The following is a 25725-nucleotide window of genomic DNA, read 5'->3' on the forward strand; positions in this document are numbered from 1 at the left end:
AATGTGCAAAACGATTGAATGCCCTAATATATCTCAATATAGTCTAATGTAACTCGCGGCTAGCGGACCAATAGACGGCCAAAACATACGACAAGACCTTATGCGGGCGGAAGCCTATGGATTGACCTAGTTCATCGCCGGGGCATCCCTGCATACGGGATCCGATCTCGCGCAGGCGCAGGCTTCGCTCCTGAAAGGTGAGGCCGCGTGACCGTGACCGCCCGGGACGGGCCGGTCGGGCCAAGCCTTTCCGTCGGCACCCCGGCTTCGACGCGGCGCCCGGATTGTGTAGCCTGAGGTCGCAACGGCGCGGCATTGTGCCGTGTCGGAGGGACGGATTATGTCCGGGACCGGCGTCGTCGAAGCTGCGGCCGTCCGGGCGAGCGCTGCCTTCCGCCGGCTCGCCGCCGACCTGCCGGACCGGTCGCCCCTGAGGCAGGCCGTGACCGCGGCCTGTCTGCGCCCCGAGAGCGAGTGTGTGGCGGCGCTCCTCGATCAGGCCCGCCTGTCGCCCGAGGCCGCCCGGCGCGTCGCCGAACATGCGGGACGCCTGGTCGAAACCCTGCGTCGGCAGGGGCGCCGCGGCGGCGTCGAGGGGCTGATCCACGAATATGCGCTGTCGAGCCAGGAGGGCGTGGCGCTGATGTGCCTCGCCGAGGCGCTGCTGCGAATCCCCGACACGGCGACGCGGGACGCGCTGATCCGCGACAAGATCGCGGGCGGCGACTGGGCGGCCCATCTCGGGCACAGCCCGTCGCCTTTCGTGAACGCGGCGACCTGGGGCCTGCTCGTCACCGGCAAGCTCGCCGCGACCCGGGACGAGGCCGGCCTGTCCGCCGCGCTCACCCGCCTGATCGCCCGCGGCGGTGAGCCGGTGATCCGCACCGGCGTCGATCTCTGCATGCGGATGATGGGCGAGCAATTCGTGGCCGGGCGGACGATCGCCGAGGCCCTGCGGCATGCCGGGCGGCGCGAGGCCAAGGGCTTCACGTACTCGTACGACATGCTCGGCGAGGCTGCCGTGACCGCCGAGGATGCGGAACGCTACCGGCGCGCCTACGCGGAGGCGATCCGGGCGATCGGGGCGGCCTCCGCCGACCGCGGCGTGCTCCTCGGACCCGGCATCTCGATCAAGCTGTCGGCGCTCCATCCCCGCTACGTGCGGTCGCAGCGCGACCGTGTCCTGGCCGAACTCCATCCCCGTGTGCGGGACCTTGCCCGCCTCGCCAAGGGCTACGGGATGGGCCTGAACATCGACGCCGAGGAGGCCGATCGCCTCGACCTGTCTCTCGATATCCTGGAGCGGCTCGCCCTCGATCCGGACCTCGCCGGCTGGGACGGACTCGGCTTCGTGGTCCAGGCTTACGGCAAGCGGTGTCCCTTCGTCATCGACGTGCTGATCGATCTCGCCCGCCGAAGCCGTCGGCGGCTGATGGTGCGCCTTGTCAAGGGCGCCTATTGGGACAGCGAGATCAAGCGGGCGCAAGTGGACGGTCTGGCGGACTTCCCTGTCTTCACCCGGAAGCTCCACACCGACGTCTCGTATCTCGCCTGCGCGCGTCGGCTCCTCGCGGCTCCGGACGCGGTCTTCCCGCAATTCGCCACCCACAACGCCCAGACCCTGGCGAGCATCGTCGAGATGGGAGGCCCGGATTTTCGGCCCGGCCAGTACGAGTTCCAGTGCCTGCACGGCATGGGCGAGCCGCTCTACGAGGCCGTGGTCGCCGGAGAGCGCCTGCGCCGCCCCTGCCGGATCTACGCGCCGGTGGGCACGCACGAGACCCTACTCGCCTATCTCGTCCGGCGGCTTCTGGAGAACGGGGCGAATACTTCCTTCGTCAACCAAGTCGCCGACGCGGCCGTGCCGATCGCGGCGTTGATCGCCCACCCCGTCACCGCCGTGGAGGCCATGCCGAGCCCCGGGGCGCCGCATCCGCGGATCGCGGCTCCCCGGGACCTGTACGGTTCGCACCGCGCGAACGCCGCCGGTCTCGACCTCGCCGACGAGGCCGCCCTCGCCGATCTCTCGGAGGGGTTGCTGGCGAGCGAGCGCACCGTCTGGCGGGCGGTGCCGTCGGGCGAGGACGACGCGGCGGCCGACGAGCCCGTGCGCAATCCCGCCGACCACCGGGACGTCGTCGGCTTCGCCCGGGCGGCGACGGCTGCGGCGGTCGCAGGCGCATTGGCCCGGGCGGAAGCGGCCGCCGCCGGCTGGGCGGCGACGCCGGCGGCCGCGCGCGCCGCCTGCCTGCGGCAGGCCGCCGACGCCTTCGAGGCGCGGATGCCGGCGCTGATCGGGCTCATCGTGCGGGAGGCGGGCAAGACCTACGCGAACGCCGTGGCGGAGATCCGCGAGGCGGTCGATTTCCTGCGCTACGACGCCGCCGAGGCCGAGCGAATCCTCGGCGACGCGCACGCGCCGCTCGGCCCGGTCGCCTGCATCGCGCCGTGGAATTTCCCCCTGGCGATCTTCGTCGGGCAGGCCGCGGCCGCCCTCGCGGCGGGGAACACGGTCCTGGCCAAGCCCGCAGAGGAGACGCCCCTGATCGCCGCCGCGGCGATCCGCGTGCTCCACGCGGCCGGGATCCCGGCGGATGCCCTTCACCTGCTGCCGGGGGACGGCCGTGTCGGCGCCGCCCTGGTCGCGGATCGGCGCGTGCAGGGCGTGATGTTCACCGGCTCGACCGCGGTGGCCAAGGCCATCCAGCGCGCACTCGCGGGGCGGCTGAACCGCTTCGGCGAGCCGGTGCCCTTCGTCGCCGAGACCGGCGGCCAGAACGCCCTCGTGGTCGATTCCTCCGCGCTTGCCGAGCAGGTGGTGGCCGACGTGATCGCCTCGGCCTTCGATTCCGCGGGCCAGCGCTGCTCGGCGCTGCGGATCCTGTGCCTGCAGGAGGAGATCGCCGACCGGACGCTGCACATGCTCAAGGGCGCCCTGCGGGAGCTGCAGGTCGGCGACCCTCGGCGCCTCGCCGTCGATATCGGACCGGTCATCACCGCCGACGCCGCCGCCCGCCTCGTCGATCATGTGGCGAGCCTGCGCGCGCGGGGGTTTCCCGTGGAGCAGTTGCCCCTGCCGCCCGAGGCCGGCGCCGGGACCTTCGTACCGCCGACGCTGATCGAGATCGGGGCGGTCGCCGATGTCGAGCAGGAGGTGTTCGGCCCGGTGCTGCATGTGCTGCGCTACCGTCGGGATACCCTCGACAGGCTCCTCGCGGCGATCGATGCCACCGGCTACGGGCTGACCTTCGGGCTGCACAGCCGCGTCGACGAGACCATCGACCACGTCCTCGGCCGCGTGCGGGCCGGCAACCGTTACGTGAACCGCAACATCATCGGCGCGGTGGTGGGCGTGCAGCCCTTCGGCGGCTCGGGCCTGTCGGGGACGGGCCCCAAGGCCGGGGGCCCGCTGGCCCTCGGCCGGCTGGTGCGGAGACCGCCCGCCGACGCCTGCGACGGGCTGCCCGCCGACGACGCGGCGCTGCGCCCCTACGTGGCGTGGCTGCGGTCGCGCCATCGCCACGATCTCGCGGAGAGGCTGGAGACCGTCCGCTATCCCGGATCCGCCCCGATCGCGCTGGCCGGACCGGTGGGTGAGCGCAATCAGTACGCCCTGCGTCCGCGCGGGCGCGTCGCCGCCGTCGCGGCGACGGAGACGGCGCTCCTGCTCCAGCTCGGGGCGATCCTTGGCACCGGCAACGCGGCGGTCATCGTCGCGGCCGGCGGCAGCGATGCGGCCCTGGACGGTCTGCCGGCGGTGTGCGCGGCCCGGATCGCCTGGGCTCCGGATCTCGACCGCGCGGGCGACGTCCAGGGCGTCCTGTTCGCGGGCGATGCGACAGCCCTGCGGGATCTCAACGCCGCCCTCGCGGCCCGTGATGGGGCCATCCTGCCTCTCCAGGCCCGCGAGCCGGAGGCGCTGGCGGCCGGCGATCTCTACGATCCGGCGGGCTTGGTCGAAGAGATCTCCACCGCGATCAACACCGCGGCGGCCGGCGGCAATGCCAGCCTGATGAGCGTCGGGTGACCCGGCGGCTGCGCGCTCAGGCCGACCGGCGCAGGTTCCAGAACAGCGGCAGCCCGGTCAGCATGCCTTCGAGGTCGCGCCGGTAGGCGGTCGGCTGGAAGTACTGGCCGCAGGGGAGATAGGCGCCGACCTCCAGGGCGCGCGCCTGGATCCGCGCCGCGAGGGCCTTCTGGGCGGCGAGGTCCGGCGCGGCGAACCACGCGCTGCGCATCTCCTCCAGGGGGGCGTCCGTGAGCCAGCTCGGGACGCCTGCGCGGCCGTTCCCGCGGGCGGCCAGATGGTAGGCCGGCGAGAGATGGTCCAGCCCGCCGGAGAAGATCCCGAACATCGACCAGCCGCCCTGGTCCAGGGGCTTCGCGTTCAGGATCCGCTGGTTCACGGTCCCCCAATCGGTGGCGACGACATCGAGGTTCATCCCGAGCTTGCGGCAGGCATCGGCCATCACCTCGCAGATCGCGTTGATCCGCGGCACGTCGGTCCCGGAGAGCAGCACCACCCGCTCGCCCTTGTAGCCCGCCTCGGCGAGCGCCCGCTTCGCGGCGGCGAGGTCGCGAGGGCCGGTGAGCACCGCCATGCCGGCTGATGACGCCATCGGACCACCCGCGGTGAAGATCCCGATGGGCCCGCGGCGGATCGCCGGGTCGCTGCCGGCGACCGCATCCATCATCTCGGTCTGGTCGACGGCCGAGAGCAGCGCGCGGCTGATCGCGGGATTGTCGAAGGGCGGCAGGGTGTGGTTGAGGCGGATCTGTCCGATCAGCCCGGCGGTCTCCACCAGATCCACCCGCACGGCCGGCTGGCGCATCAGGTCGGGCACGAGATCGACGAGGGGCTGCTCCCACCAGTCGATCTCGCCCGAGCGCAGGGCGCCGGCCGCGGTCGCGCCGTCGGGGATCGTGCGCCACTCGATGCGGTCGAAATGCGCGATGCGCGGTCCGGCGGTGAAGCTCGCCGTCCCGTCCGGACGGGGTCGATACTCCTCGAACCGGCGGTAGACGTTGAGCGAGCCCGGAACCCGCTCGGCGGCGACGAACCGATACGGGCCGCTGCCGACGATCTCCGGCACCGCCTGCGTCGCCGGCGTCGCGCTCAGGCGCTCCGGCATGATCACCGGGACATAGGAGGTCGGCTTGGCGAGGGCGTCCGGCAGGAGCGGGAAGGGCCGTTTCAGGCGGAACTGCACCATGGTGTCGGAGGGCGCCGAGAGGTCGTCCACCGTGTCGAACAGCGCCCCACCGTAGGCGTCCCGCTGCGACCAGCGTTTGAGGCTCGCCACAACGTCGCGGCCGAGGACCGGCGTGCCGTCATGGAAGCGCAGGCCGTCCCGCAGGGTCAGGCGCCAGGTGAGGCCGTCGGCCGTGACCTCGTGGCCCGCGACCATCTGCGGCTGGGCCCGATAGGCGGCATCCAGGCTGTAGAGTGTGTCGAACACCATCAGCGCATGGGTGCGCGTGACGTAGTTCGTGGTGATGATCGGGTCGAGAAGCGCCAGATCCGCGTAGGGCACGAAGCGCAGCGTCGTCGCGGAGGCCGCCCGCACCAGGGCCGGACGGGCGAGCGTCCCGGCCACCAGCGCTCCGGCGCCTGTCAGCAGGGTGCGTCGCTTCATGGATCGATCCCGGTCTCGGCGGCGACCGATCTGGCCGCAAGCCGGACTCGCGTGCAAGTGGTGCGCCACCTGGTGCGCCACCGCTGCGGACCGTTCCGGATCGCGAGACCCCGCCCGGGCCGGGGGCCGGACGGGTCGAACGTGACCGCGCTGCGCGGGCCGTCAGGCGGCGCGCGACCAGCGGATGTCGCCGAGGCTCTCGCGGAAGGCGAAGCGGGCGAGGTGGTCGGCCACGACGTTCTCCAGCCGGGTGAGGTTCACCGGGTCGGAGCTGTCGATGCGCATCACCAGGGCGTCGGGCTCGGCGTCGAAGGTGCAGACGCGGTCCTCGCCGAACGGCACGGTGCCGTGCACGGGCGTCGCCTCGACCTTGAACTTGTGGCTCCAGTGCCGGCAGAGCTGCTGCAGGTAGCGGCTCGCCTCGTTGGTCTGCACGCGGGCCTGAGAGGTGGGCATTCCGTCGGTCTCCAAAGAGATATGAAAACAGCCTGTCGGTGACGGTTCGTCGCTCGATCTCGCATCTGCGAGATAGGAAGGCCTCTGAGCAATTGCCATGCCTGGCGCCGAAGGACCCGTCTTTGTCGTCGTCGGTGAAGGTCTGTCCGAAGCGTTAGCAGCGGCTTAACGCAGCGGGCCACCCCGGCGGATGACGGCGCGGCGTTGCTGTCCTGCACCCGGCTCCGCGCCGAATTATGGCGCGATGCACAAAATTCTTCAGCGCGCCGTCGAGGCGTCGCGGTCGTCCCGGATGATGACCTTGCCGGGGTTGAGCAGGTTGCCGGGGTCGAGGGCGGCCTTCAGGCGCCGCATGAGGTCGAGCCCGACCGGATCGCCGTAGCGGGCGAGTTCCTCGCGCTTGATCAGGCCGACCCCGTGCTCGGCGGCGATGGAACCGCCGAGGTCGTGCACGATGTCGTGAACGATCCGGTTGAATCGGCCCCATTCGGCCAGGAACTCCGCCGCCGCCATGCCGGACGGCTGGGACAGGTTGAAATGGATGTTGCCGTCGCCGAAATGGCCGAATCCGCAGGGTCGCAGGCCGGGCATCTCCGCCGTGCAGGCCGCGCCTGCCTGCTCCAAGAACGCGGGGAGCCGCGACAGCGGTACCGACACGTCGTGCTTGATCGATGCGCCTTCGCGGGTCTGCGCCTCGGGAACGCCCTCCCGCAGACGCCAGAGCGCGGCGTTCTGGGCGCCGCTGGTGCCGATCGTGGCATCCGCGATCACCCCGTCCGCCAGGGCCTGCCCGAGGGCGGATTCCAGCTCGGCCTGCGTGTCGGCATCCGGGCGCGCGGACGCGACCTCGATCAGCGCATAGGCGCCGTGCGCGCCGTCCAGCGGCCGCACCGTCCCCGGGACGTGGCGCAGCACGATTTCCAGGGCGAACGGCGGCAGGTATTCGAAGGCCGTCAGGTCGCGGTCCATCCGCGCCCGCAGGAACACGAACAGGTCGAGGGCGGCCCTGGCCGAATCGAGCCCCACGAAGGCGACGCTCGTGGAGCGCGGCCGCGGGAACAGCTTCAGCACGGCCGCGGTGACGATGCCCAGAGTGCCTTCGGAGCCGATGAAGAGCTGCTTCAGGTCATAGCCGGCATTGTCCTTGCGCAGGGACTTGAGCCCGTTCCAGACCCGTCCGTCCGCGAGCACGACCTCGAGCCCCAGGACGAGGTCGCGGGCGTTGCCGTAGGCGAGGACCGCGATCCCGCCGGCATTGGTGCTGACGCCGCCGCCGATGCGGGCCGAGCCGCGGGACGCATAGGAGAGCGGAAACAGCATGCCGGCCGCCTCGGCCGCGTCCTGCACGTCCTGCAGGATCATCCCGGCCTCCACCGTGATGGTGGCATCCACCGGATCGACCGCCCGCAGCCGGGTCATGCGCTCCAGGGACAGCACCATGCCTCCTTGCGGCACCCCGGCGCCCGTCAGGCCGGTATTGCCGCCGAGCGGCACGACCGCGATGCCGGCCTGCGTGCAGGCGCGGACCGCGTAGGCGACCTCCTCGGTGCTCCCGGGCCGCAGCACGGCGAGGGCCGATCCGGTGAACAGGCGCCGGCTCTCGGTCAGGTAGGGCGCCAGGGCGTCCGGATCGGTCAGCACGTGCCGCGCGCCGAGCCCGTCCCGCAGGGCGGTCAGCAGGGTGTCGAGGGCGGCTGTCGGGGTCATCGCAAAGATTCTGTAGGCCAGGGGCGGGGGTACGCAAGCTCCGGTATGGCGCGCGCCGGTGCGGACCTTACAACGATGATGTAGGGCCCGGGCGTCGTCGCGCCGGGCCGTCCGGACGATCCACCGCAGAGGCAGAGATGCTCTCCGTCATCCAGAACCCGCAACGCATCGCGCTCCCCATCGTGGGCAGCAGCGACCTGTTTCCCGTGCGCCGCGTCTACTGCGTCGGCCGCAACTACGCCGCCCATGCCCGCGAGATGGGGGCGGACCCCGACCGGGAGCCGCCGTTCTTCTTCATGAAGCCCGCGGACGCCCTGCAGATCGTCGGTTCCGAGCCGACGCCTCACGCCTACCCCCCGAAGACCGGCAACTACCATTTCGAGGTCGAGATGGTGGCGGCCCTCGCCAGCGGCGGCAGCGACATCCCGGCGGAGACCGCCCTCGACCACGTCTACGGCTACGCGGTCGGCCTCGACATGACCCGGCGCGACGTCCAGGACGAGGCCAAGAAGATGTCGCGGCCCTGGGACACCGCCAAGGCGGCCGACGGGTCCGGCCCGATCGGCGCTTTGCATCCGGTCTCCGTTTTCGGCCATCCGGCGCGGGGCGCGATCACGCTGTCGGTAGACGGCGAGATTCGTCAGAAGGGCGACCTGGCCGACATGATCTGGTCCGTCGCCGAGCAGATCGCCTACCTGTCGGGTTACTTCGCCCTGCAACCGGGCGACCTGATCTTCACCGGCACGCCCGCCGGCGTCGGCCCGGTCCAGCGCGGTCAGCGCATGGTCGCGGCGATCGCCGGGCTCGGCGAGATCACCCTCGACGTCGTCTGAGCCGCGCACCCGCATGCTCCTCGACCGGCCGCTCCTGCGGCGCCTGTTCCACCTCGGGGCTCTCGCGTCCCGGGGCATGACCCTCGGCGTGCGCGGCGTCGCCCTGGACGGGGCGGGACGTGTGGCCCTCGTGCGCCACACCTATGTCAGTGGCTGGCACCTGCCCGGCGGCGGTGTGGAGCGCGGCGAGGCCGTGCGCGACGCGATGGTGCGGGAATTCCGCGAGGAGGCCGAGATCGTGCCCCAGGGGGAGCCGCGCCTGCATGCCCTCTACCGGAATGTTGTGGCCGCCCCCCGCGATCACGTCGCATTGTTCGTCCTGCCGGCCTTCACGGTGCTGCGCCCCAAGGCGCCGGACCGGGAGGTCGCCGAATGCGCTTTCTTCGCGCTGGACGCATTGCCCGAGGGCACCACCCGGGGGACCCGCGCCCGGCTCCGCGAGATCCACGAAGGCCTCCCGCCAGACCCGAATTGGTAAATCGTCACGGTTCGCGAAAAGGGCGCTTGCGTCGTCCGCAGGAATGGTGTTTAGAGAGCCGCGCCGGGGGCCGCCGGCACGAAAGTCCAGGCGGCGCGGCACTAGTGAGCGGGTGTAGCTCAGGGGTAGAGCACAACCTTGCCAAGGTTGGGGTCGAGGGTTCGAATCCCTTCGCCCGCTCCAGTTTTCCCAACCATACGATCGACTTACAAGGCCGCAGCTCTGCGGCCTTTGTCGTTTTTGGGTCCTGCAGAAGCATCCTCGACCGCCGGGCCATGGGGCTCCGGAGGAGGCCGAGCAATACGGTGACCGTCGGGACCACCGTACCGCTTGGCCTCGACGTTTCTCGGATCAGGCAGTCTGCTTCCGCAGGGCCGACAGGGCGTGCCACGTCGGCGCCAGCACGAAGCTCGTGAGCGGAATCAGCAGGCCGCCGACCACCAGCCCGATCAGGCCCGACGCGAGGGCGGTGACCAGCCATTCGACGAAGCCCTTGGCGAACGGCAGGCGCGCGGACGCTGCCGTCGCCGCGTCGTGGGCGGCGTGCGCGGGCCATGCCAGGCCGTAGGTCTCCAGGCCGTGCATCAGGATCCCGCCGCCGACCCAGATCATGGCCGCCGTACCGACGACGGCCAGAAGTCCGAGCAGGATCGGCATGCCTTTGACGACGCCGCGGCCGAGCCCGCGGACGAGGCTTCCGAGCGGCGGCCCGGCCGTGCTGCGGGCCAGAGCCAAGCCCGCGTCGTCAGCCTTCACGATCACAGCGACCACGCCGTAGACGCCCACGGTGATGCCCAGAGCAACGATGGCCAGAACGGCCGCCCGCATCCAGAAGCTGCCGTCCGGCAAGGCCGCGAGGGTGATGGCCATGATCTCGGCCGAGAGGATGAAATCGGTCTTGATGGCGCTCGCCACGCGGCGCTCTTCTCCGGCCGCAGCGCCACCGGCGCCGTCCGCGTGGTCCGCCGCGTCGCCGTGGGCGCGATGGGGAAAGAGGCCCTCGTAGACCTTCTCGGTGCCTTCGTAGCAGAGATACGCACCGCCCAGCATCAGGAGCGGCGTGATCGCCCAGGGCGCGAAGGCGCTCAGCGCCAGGGCGCCCGGGAGCAGGAACAGGAGCTTGTTGCGGAGCGATCCGACGGCGATCTTTCCGACGATGGGCAGCTCGCGCTCCGCCGCGAAGCCGACGACGTAGCGGGGCGTGACCGCCGCATCGTCGATGACGACACCGGCCGCTTTGGTTCCGGCTTTCGCGGCCTGGCCTGCCACGTCGTCGAGGGACGCCGCCGCACTCCTGACCATGAAGGCGACATCGTCCAGCAGTGCAATCAATCCGACGCTCACACGTCTCCCCTCATCCGTATTCGGTCCGCCAGACAGACGAACCGCGCCGCGATTTGATCCGTCGCGCTCAAAGAATCGCGGCTCCTAGCGCAGGGCCAGGGCATCGAGCCATCCGTGCGCGGCCGCGTAACGGATGATCTCCGCACGCGTGCGCAGGCCGAGCTTTTCGGCGGCCCGCGCCTTGTAGGTCTCCACGGACTTGACGCTGAGATCGAAGCGGCGCGCGATCTCCTTGTTGCTGAAGCCCTGGGCGATCAGGCGAAGGACGTCCGTCTCGCGCGGGCTCAGCGCGTCTGCGGCAGGCTCGGCCACCGAGATCCGGGAGTCTGCTGCAGGATGCGCCAGGGCATGGCTCGCCACCGAAGGGTCGAGATAGACGCCGCCTGCGGCGACGGCGCGGACCGCGCGGAGCAGATCCTCCGCGGCCGAGCGTTTGAGCAGGTATCCCCGGGCGCCGGCCTTGAGCAGCGGCTGGACGTAGGCCGCATCCTCATGGACCGTCAGAACCAGCACGCGCGTTCGCGGGCACGCATCCGCCACGCGCTCGGTGAGCTCGAGCCCGTTGAGACCGGGCATCGAAACATCGACCACGGCGACGTCGGGGTCGGCCGCATGGATCATCGGCAGCGCCTCGCTGCCGTTCGTCGCCTCGCCCACCAGCTCGATCTCGGGGTCGGCGTTCAGGAGCGTCCGGATCCCGGCGAGGACGATGGGGTGGTCGTCGGCCAGAGCGACGCGAATGCGATCCATCGGGCGCTTCTCCTCAGGGTTCGGGATGGTGCGGTACGGGAATGGTCACGAACAGGGTTGTGCCGACATCCGGGGACGATTCCAGCGTGAGTGTCCCGCCGAGAAGGGACAGGCGCTCGCGGATCCCGGACAGTCCCAGCCGCAGCTTGGCCTGTCCATCGCTGCCGGAACGGTCGCGGAGGTCCTCGACGTTGAAGCCGACGCCGTCATCCTCGATGACGACCCGCATCTCGGTGGTGCGCTTCCCCACGGAGACGCTGACGCTCGCGGCGCGGGCATGCTTGAGCACGTTGGTGAGGGCCTCCTGCACGATCCGGTAGACGGCCGTCTCGATGGCGGCCGGCAGACGGGTCGCCTCGTTCAGGCATTCCAGATCGGCGCGGATCCCGTGCCGCTGGCTCCAGTCGCGCAGCAGGGTCGCGAGCGCCTCGCGCAGGCCGAGATCGTCGAGGGCGGTCGGCCTCAGGTCGACGGCAGCCCGATGGATGTCGCGTCCGATCTCCCCGGCGAGCGCTTGCAGCCACTCCATCTGCCTTCCGGCTTCGGCTGTGGCACCGCGGGCCAGGAGCCGCTCCATGCTCTTGAGGCCCAGCGACAGGCCGGTCACCGTCTGGCCGACCTGATCGTGGAGTTCCCGCGCGATCCGGCGCTGCTCGTTCTCCTGCGCCTCGCCGAGGCGGCGGAGCAGCGCGGACCGTTCGGCCTCGGCGCGCTTGCGCGGCTCGATATCCGAGACCACGCCGTAGATCAGCCCATCCGGGGTGTCCTCGTGAAGCTGTGGCACGCGACCGGCCACGCGGACCCAGCGCGGTTCCCGATCGAGCCGGTTCACGCGGAACTCGACGTCGAGCGGCGTACCTTCCGCGAGGCTCCGGCGCAGGGCTTCGCTCAGGCGCCCGCGATCCTCCGGATCGACCGCCTGCAGGACGGTATCGGCGTCCACGGCGCTGTCGCGCCCTTCCGCGGCCGCCCGCCACCCCAGAAGCTCGGCCGCGCGCGCAGAACCCGTCACCCGGCGCGCCACGGTGTCCCAGCGCAACGTGCCGAGTTCCGCGGCCTCGGCGGCGACGGCGCCCTGCTCCTCGCTGGACCGGAGGGCGAGGGAGAACCGGGCCTGCTCGCCCGCACGGCGCTGCGCCATGTCGCGGCCCACCAATCCGACCAGCGCCAAGGCGAGGCCGATGCTGACGAAGCTGCCGCCGCCCAGCACGACATACGACCGTGACACCGGGGCATTGAGTGTGGCGACCGGCATCCCGAAATGCACCGACCAGCCGCCGGTGTGCTTCAGCGTCCGGTAGACCACCTCGACATTCGCGCCCTCCAGCGTCGGGCCGGTGTAGAATCCGTTGGGCGCGTGCCGGATCGCCGCCTGCAAGGCGGGATTCGCAGGGTGGCCGAGTTCCTCGACCTCGGCCCGGGTCCGGGCGATGGTGTTCCCGTCCGCATCCACGATGGTACCGACCCAGCCCTCGGGGGCACCGGCATCCCGCAGGATCGAGCTCACCGCGTTGGTGGCAAGCCGGACCGACAGCACGTAGCGCAGGATCCCGTCGCGGATGACCGGGACGCGAAGGGCGACGAGGCGCTTGCCGGAGATCAGGCCGGCCGGACCGATGCCGCCGATCACCGGCTGACGCGTCTGCACCACGGCGTCGAAGCTCTGCCGGTCCGAAGTCGGTCCCAGTTCCTCTTCGAGGGAGCGGAGCAGGTTGACGATCTGAGCGCCGTCCGGACCGGCGAGTTCCACCGTCTCCCACAGCGGATGCGCCTGCCTCAGCCGCTCGGCCTCGGCGTAGAAGGCCGCGAGATCCGGTCGGTCGAGGGTGGCGGAGGCGGCCTCCGCTTCGAGAACCGCGATCTGGGCTGCAATGTCCGAGGCGACCCGCTCGGCCACACGGGTCGCGCTGGCGACCGCAGCGTTCCGGGCGAGGTCGCGCTGCTGCTGCGCCATGAGCGTGGCGACCCAGCCGCTCAGCAACAGGACCGGTATGGCCGCCGCGAGGGCGAGGGCGATGAAGGTCCGGCGGCTGCCGCGGCTCAGCGGGGGCTGAGACCCGTGGATGGCGGCGTCGCGGGGTCGGATGTTCATGGGCCCGGGCGCGGGCACGCAGCGCGCCAAGGCGAATCAGACCTCCATCGCTCAGGCGGCTCGGCCTTCCTGTCTCGCCGTCCCGAGCGCATCGCCACCTGCCTCCCGAGTCCCCGTCCCGGCCCGTGTGCCACACGCTCTGTCGCGGAAAAGTCGCCCCGCGATCAAGCCGGCGGGAGTGCGTCCGAAGCGAGGGTGGTGTCGCACAGCGCCGATCCGGGCAGCATCCGGGCCGGATGCGGCATCCGCGTCGCAACGGCCCAGGAGGAGCCGTCATAGCCTTCGAACCACGCGCGGCGCTCGCGCGACTCGCCGGGATACGGACAGGCATCGCGGGGCCGACCGACGGAACGCGCGCGGGCCCCCTGTTTGACGATGTCCATGAGCATGGGCGCTGATCTCTCCGGCTGCTCGGGATGATGTCCCGCACCGTGAGAAGCGCGCAGTTCGAACGGTCGAGCAAGCTGTTTCAGGTCGCGATGCTGCTCTCACCGACGCGTGTCGGGGTTATCCCGACACGCTGTGCAGACGATCATCCGTTGACCATTGCGCGAAAGCGGCACCCGAGCGGCAAATCATGCGGTCGTTGAGCGTCGACGCCTGTCGGGACGCCCGCGGTTCCTTGCTGGATCCTGCGCAGGGTTCACCCGGACAGCCTTCATCGCCGGCGGATCCGGGAGGCTGCCGCACGTCGGCTTCCCGGATCCCGAAGGGCTTCCTAGAAGCCGCAGCCGTAGCCGGCCGGCGCGTAACGGTAGCCGTAGGGACGGCTGTAGACCGGCCGATAGAGGTTCGGCCCGGCAGCCGCCGCCGCAAGGCCGAGGCCGGTGGCGAAACCCGGCCCGCGGTACCCACGGGGACCGCCGTAGCCGTAGGCGTGCGGCCGGTAGCCATAGGCGGAGGGGCGGAAGGTCACACCCCGATAACCGCGATACCGCCTGTGGTGTGGGCGGAACCGGTGGATGTGGTGCCGGTGGAGGCGGTGATGGTGCAATCCGTGGCGTCGCCCTCTCCAGGCGCCATGGCCCAGATGGTGGTGCCCGTGATGGAGGCCGGGGCCGTGACCGTAGGGCCGCGCTTCGCTCGACGGCGCAAACAGAACGAGGCTCGAAAGCGCCGTCAGGGTGATCGCAAGACGTTTCATGGGCTGAACTCCACGGAAGAGGAAGGACGACCGTGCGGCCACGGTCGGACGGGGAACCGAGCCTTCGCCGCCGTCGAACGCGGCGGCGTGCCCCGAAGGCGGCGGACGAAGATCGAAGTCTCCGGCCACTGTCCCGCCGTCCCATCTGTGGTCCGCTGGCCCGATCAGCAGTCGGAGAGATCGGCAGACGTGTCAGGGTCGGCCCGACATGCTTGCGCTGAAGGCCTGGCTTAGCTTGGCGGTAGGGAGCCCCGGTCGACGGGGCTGCGGGCGCCTCGCCGCATGGTCGCGCCAGGGGGAACGGCATGAAGCTGGCGGTGGGCGCGCCCGTGCGGCGCGCGCGGAACTGGTATCGGCGTTGCGGGCGCGTGGGATCCCCGCTGAAGACCACGCGGGAGCGGCACGGTCCGCAGGCCGGCCGGACGCGTACGCTAGAGGACTGGGCGCGATTCGGAGGCGGCCTGCTCGCGTCCGATCTCTCCGAGGTCCCGCGCGCGCACAGTCCGGTCTGGACCGAGAGACGGTGGCACGGCCTGGACTGGCCTCAGGCCAACGGACCCTGGGCGTAGCCGGGCGTTTAGAATTGGGAGAAGCCTGCGGATGGCCGGAACCCAGGGAGAGCCGTCACCGAGGCGGATGCCCCGCGTGCTCGGCCGCCGGACGACCTCGTAACCCCATGTGCGGCGGCGCGGCCGGGCCGACGTCGGAGACCCGCGGCCTCCGCGAGGCCGGCGCCTCGACCAATCGCGCTGACGCCTTCATCCTCCACGAAGATCATGGCGCGCCCGATCGTGCGTTTTGTGACGCGTCTCTCCTCTCCGCCGCAACGCTCCGACCAGCATCAGCAAGCCCTGCACGGCGGCGAGCAGCAGGGTCAGGGCCATGAACGGCAGGAAGGCGATCAACACCCAGCCCGTCATCATCAGCCCGTACAGCAGCTCGCCGATATCGTGACCGGCGACCGGGCAGGGATACGTGTTTGCCTCGTTGACTTGGCAGCCGGTGAGGCTGGTCAGCGCGGCACCGGCGGCGAAGGGCAAAGCCGGCAGCCACGCGACGACCATCAGGATCACGCGCAGACGCCGGCGGGACCGGTCCGGCCGTCCAGTCTCAAGGGCGCTCATCGGACATCCTCCTTCGGGCGGGGGCGGATCGGTCGGTGCCCGCCTGCACCGGTCGCGCCCCATGCGAGTTCCCGTGGCCGCGGCGGTGGCGGGTCGTCGCGCCGGCCGTGACGGGCAGCGCCAGGGTTTCCCCGACCGTCGTAGTCTGCCTCACGCTGTTCTTGCCGATCACCACGGCTGCGCCGTGGGCGGTGTCGGCGAAGGCCGCCGGATCGGGTGCTGCCCCGGCTGGTCGTATTCGGCTCTGGCCGATCAGGCCGAACGGAGTGATCGCGGTGCGGGCGGCGGACGTCCGGGCAGATCCCGGTTCGGCTCTCGGCAAGAACGTCCTCCTGCCCCGGGTCGCGGCCCGAGCTCATGATCCTCGACACGGGGTGCAACCGGTTCGGGCGCACGACAGGATTATCCGCCGCGGGATCAGGACACAATGTCACACCGTGGATGCACGGATTGGCGCTGCCGTTCAGCCGGCGCTGGCTCGCCGCCCATCAAGGGCGCGTGGATTGAAGCGTTGCCCGGAAGGGCCGAGCATGTGAGCGGGATCGCTCAGATATCGTCCCGCGGAGGACCGGCATGCGGCAGGCTTTGCAACGTCCCCGCGGCGACGCTCAGGCGCGCGGTCACGGCGCAAGATCGGGTCTGGCTGTCCTGAGCGCGGGTTTCGCTGTGGCCGGGCTCCTCGGACCGGCTAAGTTCGCGAACGCCGAGGATGGCCCGAGCTATCTGGAGGACCGGCGTGGCGTGTTCCTGCCTTTCCTGAATGCACCGCAACCCGGCGACGCCATCGCGCAGTCGCCGCGGCTCGGGCTCTCCTTCGGCGGCGCGCCCCGGCCCGTGTTGGTGGATACCGGCTCGACCGGCATCGTGGTCTCGGCCAGCCGCATCCCCGACAACGCGACGCTGCCCAGCCAGCCTGGGCGCATCACCTACACGAGCTCCGGTCGCATCATGATCGGCCGCTGGATACGCGTCCCGGTAATCCTGTGGGGCCGCGACGGCGAGAACGTGGCGACGCGGCCGATCCCGGTCCTCGCGGTCGACCGCATCGCCTGCACCGCGCAGGCCCGCCACTGCACCCCGGAAGAGGCGCCGGAGCACGTGGCTATGCTGGGCATCGGATTCGGCCGCGAGGACGACAGCCAGAGCCAGAGCACGCCCGACACCAATCCCCTGCTCAATGCAGAGCCGTCCGGCCCCGGTGCGATCCGGCGCGGCTACGTGCTCACCGCCCGAGGCGTCCATGTCGGCCTGACGCGCGCAAACACCCACGGCCGCTACCGCTTCGTCAAGCTCGATCCCCACCCGCGCGTGCCGGGCGACTGGCTGGGCGTGCCCGTGTGCATTTCCGTCGACGGTCAGGAGCCGGGCGCCTGCGGCCGGGCACTGCTCGACACCGGCGTCACCGCCATGTTCCTGACCCTGCCGCCCTCGGAGGTGGCCACCAGCCTTCAGACCGACGCGACCGGTCACAGTGCGCTCCTTCCCGGAACGCGACTGCGTTTTCGCTTCGGCGCCGCCGCCGCTTACACGGTCACCGTCGGCGACCACGCCACGGGACTCGCACCGGAGCGCATCGTTCTGAACACCACGCGCCCGCAACCCTTCGTCAATACGGGGCTGCACGTCCTGAACGGTTTCGATGTCCTGTTCGACGCCGACCGCGGATATTACGGCTTCCGCGCCCGCGGCGCGGTCCCGGACGCCGACCAACCGTGAGTCGACGCCACGACGCCCGGGAACAACGGCAGCCTCGCCCCGATGCTTTCCGGGGCATGCAAGATCGCTTTGACGCGCCAGCGTCTTCAGGACTTGGCCGCGCAGATCAGGTGGCCGGGCGGCGACCTCGCCTGCCCGCCGTAGGGAAGATGATCCCTTCTCTGCGCCCCAGTCACAGGGCTTGTTCGAAGCCGTGCGAGCCGACGGACGAGAAATCCGTCGGGTTGTCCGATCTCTAAGCCGCAATGCATCCTGGAGACGATCGGGTCCCTGCCGCTGAAAGCGTAATCGACACGGTTCCCGCATCCTCGGGGACCGCACCCATGGATCCGCCCCGGTCCAGGCTGGCGGGCTGTCGAATGGTTTCGACGACGCGCTTGCCGAAGCGCGTCGGTATTCGGGGCGTGGCGCAGCCTCTCACGCCGTATCGGCTGCGGCCCGCGATGCCATCGGCGTTCGAGAGGAATCCGTCGTTGTCCGACGCTTTTCATGCAAACGGCCGGAGCGTCGCTCCGGCCGTCATGGCGATGATGTGACGAAGGCTTAGCGCAGGATTAGCGCAGGAGCTGGAGGACGCCCTGCTGCGCGGAGTTGGCCAGGGACAGGGCGGAGATGCCCATCGACTGCCGGGTCGACAGCGCCTGGGAGTTGGCCGCTTCCTGGTTCAGATCGGCGTTGGTCAGGTTGGCCGAGCCGGTCTGCAGCACGTTGATCAGCTGCTTGGAGAAGTCCTGGCGGTTCTGCACGACCGACAGGTTCGAGCCGAGCGCGCTCGCCGCGGAGTTCAGCGTGTTGCCGGCGCTCGTCAGGGTCGACAGGGTCTTGTTGACGTCCGAGTTCAACAGGAAGTTGCCGAGGCCGTTCTGGCTGGACGTGCTGTTCGAGTTGGTGATCGACGACAGGCCCAGGCCGCTGGACGTGGCATCCACCGAGGCGACGTTCAGGTTCGAGCTGCCGGTGTCGTTGAACTTGATGTTCATGTCATTGCCCTTGCCGGCAATGAGGTTGACGCCGTTGTAGCTGGCATCGCCGGCGAGCTGCGTGATCTGGTTGAGCAGGTTGTTGTACTGGCTCGCCAGAGAGGCGCGCTGCGACACGCCGGAGATCGAGAGGTCGCTGGAGACGACGGTGGTGGCGGCGGTGCCGTAGGTCGAGGCGGTGGTGCTCGATCCGGTGAAGCCGAGCGCCGTCTGGCTGCCGGAGTTCTGAAACTCCACATCGGCCTGGGCGTTCAGGACGATCTTCGTGCCGGTGCTGTCAGCCGAGAAGATCGCGCCTGCGCCGAACGAGCCGCTGGACGAGGTCGACGCCGAGCTGACGGCGGCGTTCAGGGCCGCGACGGTGGCGCTGATGCTCGACGAGGCGGCGATGGTGGCCGACACGGAGGTGCCGTTGATGGTCAGGAGCACCGTCTGGGAGGCGGTGCTGGCGCTGTAGGCGTTGGCGGCGGTTCCGGTGGTGGAGAGCTGGGTCGAGAGGGCCTGGTTGGCGATGGACTTGGCCTGATCGACCAGCTTCTGGATCGAGGTGATGCCCTGGTTGGCGGCCTGGATCGTCTGGACGCCGTTGGAGATGCCGTCGAGCAGGGTGTTCAGGTTCGAGGACCGGGCGTCGAGGGACTGGGAGGTGAAGAAGTTGGTCGGGTTGTCGAGGGCGGAGTTGACCGTCTTGCCGGTGGCGAGGCGGTTCTGCGTGGTCGCCATCAGCTGGGCGGTATCCTGCAGGGAGAGCAGGTTCTGGCGTGTCGCGGCCGACAGGGTGATGGAAGACATGGATCGCTAACTTTCCAACCGGAGCAACCCGATTCTCGGGGATCGCTTAAGAATACCGCTTAAGGTTAAATACGGATTAACTGCGCGAGTATTTTCAGCGCCCCGCCGCTCCTTCCGAAACCCTGTGCCGGCGCTAGGCTCATCTGCCCGCTGCAGCACAGGCCGGTATCGGCCGATTGGAGACTTGATCACGCGCGGTCGCTCATACCGCCTGATATCTCAGTGGTCGGACCGGTACGGCGAGCCGCGCGAAGAAAAATCAATCGAGTGCGTAGCCGAGCAGGCCCTCGGTCGTATGCCCTTCACAGCCCGCGAGGGTCGATACGAAGTGATCGCGACCGCCGGCATTGCAGCGGTAGATGGGGTGGCTGCCGGGCCTGGGGGCCTCGTAGACGTAGCCGGTCTGCCCCAGCGGGGTCTGCCCGTCGCAGCGCACGTCCCGGCTGAGGAAGTGATCCTGTCCCGCCACGCAACTCATCAGTCTTGCGGTCCCGGGGGCCGAAAGCGTCAGCACGCTGCCGACGCTGCCCTCGGCCCTGTAGGCGGGCGCGACATAGCCCGTCGTGACCCAGTGTCCGGCGGGACCAATGGCGCGCCGCAAGGGCAAACGGTCGGCACCGCGGGTCGCGCGCGCCTCGGCGATCCGCCACGTGCCCGGGTAAGGGTCGCCGCCCGAGAAGAAGACGGTGATGTCAGGCAGGAAGGGCGTGAGACTCCCCGTACCGTCCCGCCGGAAGCCCGGACTGTGATTGAGATAGAAGCCGGTCACGTCGGAGTTCAGATAGCCGAGCGGCGTCCAACGTGCCGGTGACCCGCTCAACAGGACCTTCAAGGGCATCTTGAACAGGCCCATCTGGTAGGTCTCGCGGTCGGGGTTGCGGGCCGGATCCTTGCAGGCGACCTGATGGCACACGCGACCCGGAAGCCCGGTGATGACGTAGACGTCTCCCGTCTTGGCATCGTACGCGAAATCGGAGTTCGGATTGATGGTCGCTCCATCGGTCGTCCCGTTGGGGATCCGCACCGGCGCCCCGAAATGGATGCCGTCCGCGGTGTGACGGACGTAGAGATCGCCGAAGCCGGCAACGCCCTGTGGTCCGGTGAGGTCCGTCGTGAAGACGAAGAGACCGGACTTGCCGTCCGTGAACGACGCCGGCTGACCGGTGCCGTAGTTGCCCTGCGCCACCGCCGGGTTGAGCGGCCTGATGACCGGTTCGGGATAGTCGACCCACGTCACCTTGTCGTTCGAGAATGCGAGACCGGTCTGATTGTTGTTCCCAGGCTGGTTGTCCGCGCCCGAATAGTACATCGCATAGGTGTAGGTCTGGCCGTCCCCGGGGTTGACGAAGCGGCCCCGGATCACGCTGGGATCACAGACGTATTGGCGGTTCCAGGAGCCGGGCGTCGGCTTGAACACGATCCGGGCCGGCGAGAAGCCGGTCTGCGGGTCGTAGGATCGATGGAAGATGACATCGGTCTGGCCCTGACCGCACCACCAGAAATCGGTGACGCCGTTCTCCGAGATGATGCTGGGCGCGTAATTGTAGCCGGCCGGATTCGCCTCGTTGACGAAGAGGGGCTGCGCGTCGGGTCCCTTCCAGTCGGCCTCGACCCGGGCCGGAAGGGCGAGCGACGCCAGCACCAGGGCGAAAAGGGCGCCGATGAGCAGGGCAGAACCGGGCTTCACTCTCACGATCTCCCGCGATGCGCGCCGTCCGTTTCAACGCCGGCCGGAGCACCTGTCCCGAGACTGGCGACCTGAATAAGGCGGCCCTGCTGCCGACGGCCTGGCCTGGATCGCGCGTGGGTCGGCATCCGACCGGGGCCGACCCTACGGGTCCTGCGCAGGGGCGACGGGGCGCCGGCAGTTCGGACGGAGGGCGCGACCCAGGAGCGATTGCCGGCCCAGGATCATCTCGAAGAAATCGTATTCTCCGGGCCTGAAATTGGCTTTCAGGAACTGGAAGTGCATGTGAAACGGCCGAAGACGCAAGCGCTTGTAGTCACATTCCGGTATCCGGTCCTTGACCCCAGCCGATCGTATCAATGGATTGTGGGCGAGAAAGGCCGGTCTCTCGAGACCGATGTCGAAAATGGGGTTGAACCCGTAGCAGTTGAGCCAATCCTGCGGCGCCTGATAGTCGCACCAGGCGATGCGGTCGCTGTAGACGAGCGACGCGATGCGTGCGCGGATCCCCACGGCTTCCTTCGGCAACGCGACGAAGGGAAGCCCCGAGCCCAGCGTGACCAGGGACAGGCGGGGTAGGGGCCGATCGTCCGTACCGAGGCGCGCGAGGATCCGGGCAGCGACCTCCACGGCCATGGCAGCACCGAGGGAATGACCGACGATCATGACCTCATCGGGCGCCTCCGCCGGATGCGCACGCCATTGTGCCAGTTCCGTCAGGATTCGCTCGCTGAAGAGCGCGATTCGCGCCTCGTAATCCGGTCGCCGGCCCGTGGCATGCTGCCAGAAGAAGATGCGTATGCTCAGGATATGCCAGAAGAACAGCCGGCCCAGCGCCTTGCGGATGGCGTAGAGACCCGTGCCCGCGGCCACGGCGCAGATCAGCGCCGCCCCGACCGTTTCCATCGGCGATAACGGTTTCAGGACGGCGAAGAGCGCCGTGCCGGCCGAGATCAGCAGGGCCGGGACGACGAAGACGACGAAGAACGGAAAAGCGCTCAGCAGGGTGTAGGGCCATCCGAAGCGCGCCGTCTTGAAAAACAATCCCTGTGCGAGCCCCGAAACGACGCTTCTTGCCAGCAGCGCCAGCTGGCGGAGCACGGGCCGGGAGAGATCCGCGTGGACAATGTCGCTCCAGATCAAGGTCTCGCAACAGACGGCGGCGCCGTCGCCATCGGCCGGCGGGCCGACCGTCCAGGTCCGGCTGAGACCGTCGGCGCTGGTCCGGATCTCCGAGACCGCGCGCGGCATGGTTCCGAACCGGGCCGTATGCCGGCCGAGTTCCCGTTTGAAGAACGCAGGAAACCGGATCCCGCTGCGGGCGTCGAAGCCGTGAATGAAGAAAACGTGCCGTCGCCTGACCGGTGCCGGATGAAGGTCTCTCAACTTGAATGGGGTGAACGATAAGTAGCCGCGGACCATAGGATCGGACAAGGACCTGAGCACGCGAAAGCATTGTGGCGGTCGACGGCGCCGATGGGCGCGCGCTCCATTGCACGACCGAGCGGGCTCCTCAACAGCCCGCCGCCGAAGACGGTTCCGCCGCGAGCCATCATTCATCATCCGGACGTCCTGGGGATCTCCCTCCCATGACAAGGGGGGCGAGGTCAAAAGGCGCTGGCAGGCTGGAGAAAGACTGGACTTGTGAAAACTGAACCTCCTACGGTGCGGGACGCGGGGGCAGTGTTCAAGATTCGCATGCGCTTTTCGGGGGCCTTGAGGGCGTTTCGCACCGGCGCCCTCCGACGTCACGGGCTCGGCCACATCCAGGCTGGCTTCGATGCTGCGCCGAGCGGCTGCATCGTTCTGGTCGGGGACGTGCATGCGGCGCTCATGCCGCGACCGATCGTTCCGCGCCCCGTCCTGAACGCGGGCATCGCCGGAGCGACGGCGCGCTCCTGTGGCCGCGCCCTCGATCTGTTGCGCGCGCCCCTGCCGGCTCTGCTCGCCGTCCTGATCATCGGGACCAACGACATCCGCGCCCGCTCGGCGCTGTCGAAGGCAGCGACCGACGACTTCTTCGGGCAGACAGACCGGATCGTCGATCGCCTCCAGGCCTGGACCCTCGATACGCTCGTGGCGGCGTTGCCCCCGACCCCTGCCGCGAAGGCATCGGAACGCGACCCTGCCGCGGTCGAAGTCTATTCGGATTGCCTCCGCGCTGTCTGCGTGCGCCGCGGCGTCTCGTTCTTCGATCCGTTTGCGGGATTGCGCGGCGCCCGTTTCGGCTTGGCCGAGGATGACGCCTTCGTCGATGGCACCTACCTGCGGGATTACACGGCCGTCGCCGCCCGCATCGCCAGCCACGTCCGGACGCACTTCAAATCCGAGCCCTACCTGGACAGCGCGCTCCCGGGTTTCGATGAGGAATATTACAGGAGCTGGTACGCCGACACGTGTCGGTATCCCCACGGGCTGGCGCGGCACTACCTCGATCTGGGATGGCGCGAGGGGCGAGACCCGAGCGGACAGTTCAGCACCGACGGCTATCTCGAAGCCAACGCCGACGTCCGCGCCGCAGGCGTCAATCCGCTGATCCACTTTCTTGAAGTCGGCTTCGCGCAAGGGCGGACGGGTTGGCAGAAGCCGCACCCGCGTCCGACCCGCTCCCCCCACGGCGACCCGGACGCCTGAACCGAAGACGGCCCGACAGGCCGGGACGCGCTCGTGACGGCAACCGTCGCAAAGCTGCCGCAGATTGGCGGCCAGATGCTTCCATGCGCCTCCTCCTCGCCGCCCCTGTCCTCGTCCTCATCGCCACGGGCGCAGCAGCCGGCGATACGCGCCTGGACGGAGCCGTGGTTGCGGGCAGTTTCGGAATGGGGGGGTCGGACTATTACGGCGATGTCCGCAGTCGCATGCCGTTCACCCGCGACGCGCCGCCCAGTCCGGTCGGGATAACCGACATCGAGCGCGTCCGGGCCGCACGCCGGCGTGCGGATGCCGGCGCCCGCCGTCCGGCCCATCGCTCCGCCCGTCGCGGCTGAACCGCCCCGGGCCTGACACTCGGTCCCACTCGGTCCGTACGAAGCGGAGGGCCGGGTCGGCAGAACCGGGACTGGACGATCCGGCCAAGGGGCGCGCCGCCTCAGTTCCGGTAGCGTTCGGCGAGGGCCATGAGGGCCTGGGCGAGTTCGGTGAGGTTGGCGGAGGCGGCCTCGACCTGCCGGGTGCCGGCCGCGGTCTGCTGGCTGGCCTGGCGGATGTTCTGGAGCGCGCCCATCACCTGCTCGATGCCGAGCTGCTGCTGGTTGGTCGAGGCGACGATCTGCTGGAAGGTCTGGACGTTCTCCTCCACCCGGGCGGTGATCTCCTCGATGGTCCGCTGCGTCGTGTCCGAGCGCGTCTTGCCGGCGGCGGCGCGCTTGACCGCCTCCTCGGTGAGCATCACCGAGGTGTTGATGCCCCGCTGGATCTCGCCCAGGATCCCCCGCACCTGGCCGGTGGCCGCCTTGGCCTGATCGGCCAGGAGCTTCATCTCGGAGGCGACCACCGCGAAGCTGCGCCCGCTCTCGCCGGCCGCCGCCGCCTCGATGGCGGCGTTGAGCGCCAGCAGGTGCGTGCGCTCCGAGATGTCGTTGACCGTCTCGATGATGTCGCCGATCGTCTGGGTCTTCTCCGACAGGCTGACGATGTTGCCGGCCACCGCCTCCGCCTGCTCGCGGATCGCCTCCATGGCCTTGGCGGTGTCGGACACGGCGCGCAGGCCCTGGCGGGAGGTCTGCGCGGTCGCCTGGGCGGTGGCGATCACCTCGGTGGCCCGCTTGCTGATCTGCGCGCCCGAATGGGTGATCTCGTCGACCGTGGCCGCCGTCTCCTGCACGGCCGCGAATTGCTGCTCCACCGAGGCCGCCTGCTCCTGCGCCGACGCGCGGATCTCTGCCGCCGCCGCGTTCAGATCCGCCGTCGCCGCCCGGTTGGTCCGCGCCAGATCCGACAGACCCGCAACCATCGTGTTCAGCGTCGCTGAAAGTCGGCCCACTTCACCACCGGCGCGAACAGCCAACTGGCTGGACAGGTCGCCCTCGCCGACGCGGCCGACGAAGGCCATCACGCGCACCAGCGGCTGGACGATGAGGCGGTTGATGGCGATTCCGATCCCCAGGCAGATCAGGAGGGTGATGAGCGTTCCGCCCCACAGGGCGATGCTCTCGTTGCGCTCGCCCCGGGCCACGCGCTCGGCCAGAGCCGTCCGTACCACCTCTTCGAGGCCTTCGATGGCCGACAGCTTCTCGCGGAAGGTGTCGAACAGCTGCTTGCCCTGACCGTCGGCTTCGATGCGGACCGCCTCGGCCCGTTTCGCCGGATCGGCCGCCATGCGGAGGGCCGCCTCGCCGACCTCGGTCTGCCAGCTGCGAGCCGCCGCCACTGCGGCGGCGAGCAGGCGTGTCCGCTCCGCATCCTGACCGACGAGGCCCCTGAGCCGGTCGATCGCCTCGTCCAGCGTCTGACGGCCGGTTCGGTACGGTTCCAGGCTGCCGTCGCGCCCCGTGATCAGGTAGCCGCGCAACCCGGTTTCCTGGTTGAGCATGGCCGCGCGGAAGCTGTCGAGGGCGCGGACCAGCTGGTTTGACCGGCTTCGCGCGTCGGTCGCGTCCCGCAATTGATCGCCCGTAACCAGGACCGCACCGCTGCTGAGGACCGAGACCAGCGCGATGATCCCGATGGCACCGCCCAATATGCGGTTGAGACCCAGCGATTGGGGCATGGTCTGCTTCATCCTGCTCGGAGCTGCGGACGGCGCCGGATGGGCCGCGATCGAGGCATCGGGGCCTCTTAGCGCCGTCGCCCGGTCGATGCGAGGGACGGCCCTCCGTCCCGCCCCCGGCAGATGGCGCAACGACGGTCGCCTGGCCCGGACACCGCCGCCTGGGCGCCGTGATCACCGGAGGGGCTGCTGCCGGACTCCAGGCCGGAATTTACGAATTGTTCACCATCAAGCAAGTTGAACTTGTGCGGTCGAACGAATTCGTATGCATCTAAGCG

At 69.7% G+C, this 25725-nt stretch carries 19 protein-coding genes and 1 tRNA gene; 7 read left to right on the forward strand and 13 right to left on the reverse strand.

Annotated elements, in window-relative coordinates:
* Positions 1-340 precede the first annotated feature (340 nt).
* Positions 341-4027 (forward strand): trifunctional transcriptional regulator/proline dehydrogenase/L-glutamate gamma-semialdehyde dehydrogenase, encoded by a 3687-nt coding sequence (gene putA, locus PQI07_RS17165; RefSeq protein ID WP_274927045.1) that lies wholly within the window; start codon positions 341-343, stop codon positions 4025-4027.
* Positions 4028-4043: 16 nt separating this feature from the next.
* On the opposite strand, the gene PQI07_RS17170 is transcribed toward putA, so the two are convergent.
* The 3 genes from PQI07_RS17170 to PQI07_RS17180 form a co-directional block, all read right to left on the reverse strand.
* Complete coding sequence (locus PQI07_RS17170) at positions 4044-5636, reverse strand: ABC transporter substrate-binding protein (RefSeq protein WP_274927046.1); 1593 nt, start codon at positions 5634-5636, stop codon at positions 4044-4046.
* Positions 5637-5798: 162 nt separating this feature from the next.
* The gene (locus PQI07_RS17175) at positions 5799-6092 is read right to left on the reverse strand and encodes a DUF2218 domain-containing protein (RefSeq protein WP_043352813.1); all 294 of its coding nucleotides are present in this window, start codon (positions 6090-6092) and stop codon (positions 5799-5801) included.
* Positions 6093-6350: 258 nt separating this feature from the next.
* Positions 6351-7799: an FAD-binding oxidoreductase gene (locus tag PQI07_RS17180; protein WP_274927047.1), complete on the reverse strand. Its 1449-nt coding sequence runs from the start codon at positions 7797-7799 to the stop codon at positions 6351-6353.
* Positions 7800-7936: 137 nt separating this feature from the next.
* On the opposite strand from PQI07_RS17180, the gene PQI07_RS17185 reads away from it, so the two are divergent.
* The 3 genes from PQI07_RS17185 to PQI07_RS17195 all read left to right on the forward strand — a co-directional run bounded on the left by PQI07_RS17185 (position 7937) and on the right by PQI07_RS17195 (position 9293).
* Positions 7937-8632 carry a fumarylacetoacetate hydrolase family protein gene (locus tag PQI07_RS17185; RefSeq protein ID WP_043758285.1) on the forward strand — a complete coding sequence of 232 codons (696 nt, stop codon included), beginning with the start codon at positions 7937-7939 and terminating at the stop codon, positions 8630-8632.
* A 13-nt stretch (positions 8633-8645) separates the two neighbouring features.
* A complete protein-coding gene (locus PQI07_RS17190; RefSeq protein ID WP_043378448.1) occupies positions 8646-9110 on the forward strand; it encodes an NUDIX domain-containing protein in 465 nt (154 codons plus the stop codon).
* 108 nt (positions 9111-9218) lie between these two features.
* Positions 9219-9293 (forward strand) — tRNA-Gly (locus tag PQI07_RS17195).
* Positions 9294-9461: 168 nt separating this feature from the next.
* Here PQI07_RS17195 and PQI07_RS17200 read toward each other — a convergent pair.
* The 6 genes from PQI07_RS17200 to PQI07_RS17225 all read right to left on the reverse strand — a co-directional run bounded on the left by PQI07_RS17200 (position 9462) and on the right by PQI07_RS17225 (position 15564).
* Positions 9462-10454, reverse strand: coding sequence for a DUF808 domain-containing protein (locus PQI07_RS17200; RefSeq protein ID WP_043758247.1), 993 nt, complete (start codon positions 10452-10454; stop codon positions 9462-9464).
* Between the two features lie 84 nt (positions 10455-10538).
* Positions 10539-11204: a response regulator gene (locus tag PQI07_RS17205; protein WP_043346486.1), complete on the reverse strand. Its 666-nt coding sequence runs from the start codon at positions 11202-11204 to the stop codon at positions 10539-10541.
* Positions 11205-11217: 13 nt separating this feature from the next.
* Complete coding sequence (locus PQI07_RS17210; protein ID WP_274927048.1) at positions 11218-13296, reverse strand: sensor histidine kinase; 2079 nt, start codon at positions 13294-13296, stop codon at positions 11218-11220.
* 164 nt (positions 13297-13460) lie between these two features.
* Complete coding sequence (locus PQI07_RS17215) at positions 13461-13685, reverse strand: ribosome modulation factor (protein WP_043346489.1); 225 nt, start codon at positions 13683-13685, stop codon at positions 13461-13463.
* Between the two features lie 329 nt (positions 13686-14014).
* A complete protein-coding gene (locus PQI07_RS17220) occupies positions 14015-14440 on the reverse strand; it encodes a hypothetical protein (RefSeq protein WP_043388100.1) in 426 nt (141 codons plus the stop codon).
* Between the two features lie 758 nt (positions 14441-15198).
* The gene (locus tag PQI07_RS17225) at positions 15199-15564 is read right to left on the reverse strand and encodes a hypothetical protein (protein ID WP_274927049.1); all 366 of its coding nucleotides are present in this window, start codon (positions 15562-15564) and stop codon (positions 15199-15201) included.
* A gap of 741 nt (positions 15565-16305) precedes the next feature.
* Between PQI07_RS17225 and PQI07_RS17230 the strand changes: the two genes are divergently transcribed.
* Positions 16306-17280, forward strand: coding sequence for a hypothetical protein (locus tag PQI07_RS17230; protein WP_274927050.1), 975 nt, complete (start codon positions 16306-16308; stop codon positions 17278-17280).
* Positions 17281-17834: 554 nt separating this feature from the next.
* Here the strand turns inward: PQI07_RS17230 and PQI07_RS17235 are convergent.
* The 3 genes from PQI07_RS17235 to PQI07_RS17245 all read right to left on the reverse strand — a co-directional run bounded on the left by PQI07_RS17235 (position 17835) and on the right by PQI07_RS17245 (position 21840).
* Complete coding sequence (locus tag PQI07_RS17235) at positions 17835-19052, reverse strand: flagellin N-terminal helical domain-containing protein (protein WP_043346491.1); 1218 nt, start codon at positions 19050-19052, stop codon at positions 17835-17837.
* 259 nt (positions 19053-19311) lie between these two features.
* Positions 19312-20739, reverse strand: a complete 1428-nt coding sequence (locus PQI07_RS17240) for a hypothetical protein (RefSeq protein WP_274927051.1) — start codon at positions 20737-20739, stop codon at positions 19312-19314.
* 144 nt (positions 20740-20883) lie between these two features.
* The gene (locus PQI07_RS17245; RefSeq protein ID WP_274927052.1) at positions 20884-21840 is read right to left on the reverse strand and encodes a lipase family protein; all 957 of its coding nucleotides are present in this window, start codon (positions 21838-21840) and stop codon (positions 20884-20886) included.
* Positions 21841-22422: 582 nt separating this feature from the next.
* On the opposite strand from PQI07_RS17245, the gene PQI07_RS17250 reads away from it, so the two are divergent.
* On the forward strand, positions 22423-23373 hold the full coding sequence (locus PQI07_RS17250; protein WP_274927053.1) for an SGNH/GDSL hydrolase family protein: 951 nt from the start codon (positions 22423-22425) through the stop codon (positions 23371-23373).
* An 83-nt stretch (positions 23374-23456) separates the two neighbouring features.
* Positions 23457-23726 carry a hypothetical protein gene (locus PQI07_RS17255; RefSeq protein ID WP_043346497.1) on the forward strand — a complete coding sequence of 90 codons (270 nt, stop codon included), beginning with the start codon at positions 23457-23459 and terminating at the stop codon, positions 23724-23726.
* A 101-nt stretch (positions 23727-23827) separates the two neighbouring features.
* Here the strand turns inward: PQI07_RS17255 and PQI07_RS17260 are convergent, their stop codons facing one another.
* Complete coding sequence (locus tag PQI07_RS17260; RefSeq protein ID WP_274927054.1) at positions 23828-25447, reverse strand: methyl-accepting chemotaxis protein; 1620 nt, start codon at positions 25445-25447, stop codon at positions 23828-23830.
* Positions 25448-25725: the final 278 nt, after the last annotated feature.

The sequence above is a fragment of the Methylobacterium sp. 092160098-2 genome, from assembly GCF_028920805.1.
Lineage (GTDB): Bacteria > Pseudomonadota > Alphaproteobacteria > Rhizobiales > Beijerinckiaceae > Methylobacterium > Methylobacterium fujisawaense.

Bases quoted from the DNA above. Each gene is read 5' to 3' on its own strand.
- putA (WP_274927045.1), top strand. From the start codon at position 341: ATGTCCGGGACCGGCGTCGTCGAAGCTGCGGCCGTCCGGGCGAGCGCT.
- PQI07_RS17170 (WP_274927046.1), bottom strand. From the start codon at position 5,636: ATGAAGCGACGCACCCTGCTGACAGGCGCCGGAGCGCTGGTGGCCGGG.
- PQI07_RS17175 (WP_043352813.1), bottom strand. From the start codon at position 6,092: ATGCCCACCTCTCAGGCCCGCGTGCAGACCAACGAGGCGAGCCGCTAC.
- PQI07_RS17180 (WP_274927047.1), bottom strand. From the start codon at position 7,799: ATGACCCCGACAGCCGCCCTCGACACCCTGCTGACCGCCCTGCGGGAC.
- PQI07_RS17185 (WP_043758285.1), top strand. From the start codon at position 7,937: ATGCTCTCCGTCATCCAGAACCCGCAACGCATCGCGCTCCCCATCGTG.
- PQI07_RS17190 (WP_043378448.1), top strand. From the start codon at position 8,646: ATGCTCCTCGACCGGCCGCTCCTGCGGCGCCTGTTCCACCTCGGGGCT.
- PQI07_RS17205 (WP_043346486.1), bottom strand. From the start codon at position 11,204: ATGGATCGCATTCGCGTCGCTCTGGCCGACGACCACCCCATCGTCCTC.
- PQI07_RS17210 (WP_274927048.1), bottom strand. From the start codon at position 13,296: ATGAACATCCGACCCCGCGACGCCGCCATCCACGGGTCTCAGCCCCCG.
- PQI07_RS17215 (WP_043346489.1), bottom strand. From the start codon at position 13,685: ATGCTCATGGACATCGTCAAACAGGGGGCCCGCGCGCGTTCCGTCGGT.
- PQI07_RS17220 (WP_043388100.1), bottom strand. From the start codon at position 14,440: ATGAAACGTCTTGCGATCACCCTGACGGCGCTTTCGAGCCTCGTTCTG.
- PQI07_RS17225 (WP_274927049.1), bottom strand. From the start codon at position 15,564: ATGAGCGCCCTTGAGACTGGACGGCCGGACCGGTCCCGCCGGCGTCTG.
- PQI07_RS17235 (WP_043346491.1), bottom strand. From the start codon at position 19,052: ATGTCTTCCATCACCCTGTCGGCCGCGACACGCCAGAACCTGCTCTCC.
- PQI07_RS17255 (WP_043346497.1), top strand. From the start codon at position 23,457: ATGCGCCTCCTCCTCGCCGCCCCTGTCCTCGTCCTCATCGCCACGGGC.
- PQI07_RS17260 (WP_274927054.1), bottom strand. From the start codon at position 25,447: ATGCCCCAATCGCTGGGTCTCAACCGCATATTGGGCGGTGCCATCGGG.